At 69.9% G+C, this 1344-nt stretch carries 1 protein-coding gene; it reads left to right on the top strand.

Annotation, left to right across the window (positions count from 1 at the left end; genetic code table 11):
* Positions 1-90: 90 nt before the first annotated feature.
* Positions 91-1344 (top strand): DNA polymerase III subunit gamma/tau (gene dnaX / locus GPA_RS03855; protein ID WP_041240039.1); only part of this gene is annotated, 1254 nt, incomplete at its 3' end.

The following is a 1344-nucleotide window of genomic DNA, read 5'->3' as shown; positions in this document are numbered from 1 at the left end:
GGCCCCGGCGGCGACGGGCGCGCGCTCGCCGCGCGGCGCGCATGCGAAGGCGGAATCCGAGACGGAGTAGCAGGGAAGCGAGCATACGCGATGGCAGAGGCACTTTACCGCAAATACCGGCCGCAGATCTTCGAGGACGTCGTCGGCCAGGAGCACATCGAGCGCACCATCAAGAACGCCATCGAGCAGGACAAGGTGAGCCATGCCTACCTGTTCACGGGCCCGCGCGGCACGGGCAAGACCACCACGGCGCGCCTGCTGGCGAAGGCGCTTCTGTGCGATCACGGCCCCACGCCCGAGCCCGACGGCACGTGCGACGACTGCGTGATGATAGCCAACGGCGAGCACCCGGACGTCTACGAGCTGGACGCCGCGAGCCGCACCGGCGTGGAGAACGTGCGCGAGGAGATCATCGGGCGCGTGCAGTTCGCCCCCACGCGCGGGCGCTACAAGATATACATCATCGACGAGGTCCACATGCTGTCCACGGCGGCGTTCAACGCGCTGCTGAAAACGCTCGAGGAGCCGCCGAGCCACGTGGTGTTCATCCTGGCCACCACCGACCCGCAGAAGGTGCCCGAGACCATCCACTCGCGCTGCCAGCGCTTCGACTTCCGCCGCATCTCGTCGGAGTCCATCGTGACGCGCCTCGGGGCCATCTGCGTGGCGGAGGACGTGGAGTTCGAGGGCGAGGCGCTCGACCTGATCGCGCACCGCGCCGAAGGCGGCATGCGCAACGCGCTCACCTCGCTCGAGCAGCTCATCGCGTTCGGCGAGGGGAAGGTCACGCTGGAAGTGGCCGAGCGCATGCTGGGCGGCGTAGACACGAGCGACGTGGCCGAGATCGTGCGCGCCGTCGGCACGCGCGACGTGGCCGCCTGCTTCCGCTGGACGGCCGACTACGTGGAGACGGGCGCCGACTTGGCGCAGTTCGTGCGCGACCTGGCCGAGCACGTGCGCAACATGTACGTGCTGACGCTGGCGGGTGCCGACGTGGCGCTCGAGGTGAGCGACGCCACGCGCCGCGAGCTGGCCCACGAGATGCAGTGGTTCGGCCCCGACCGCCTTTCGCGGCTTCTCGGCGTGCTGGGCGACCTCTCGGCCGAGCTCAAGACGTCCACGAACCCGCGCCTGTCGTTCGAGATCGCGCTGACGCGCATGGTGCGCCCGGATTCCGACCTGACGCTCGAGGCCCTTGCCGAGCGCGTCGAGGCGCTGGAGGGCGGCCATTCGGCCGTTGCGCACGTGGTGTCCGCTGCGGCGGGCCAGCAGGCTGCGTCCCCGGCTAACATGCAGGCGGCGTCGTTCGCAGATGCGCGCGCGGTCTCGGCTGCTGACGCCCAG

The sequence above is a fragment of the Gordonibacter pamelaeae 7-10-1-b genome (genome assembly GCF_000210055.1).
Classification (GTDB): domain Bacteria; phylum Actinomycetota; class Coriobacteriia; order Coriobacteriales; family Eggerthellaceae; genus Gordonibacter; species Gordonibacter pamelaeae.
This window is presented reverse-complemented; position numbering and strand designations above follow the sequence as displayed.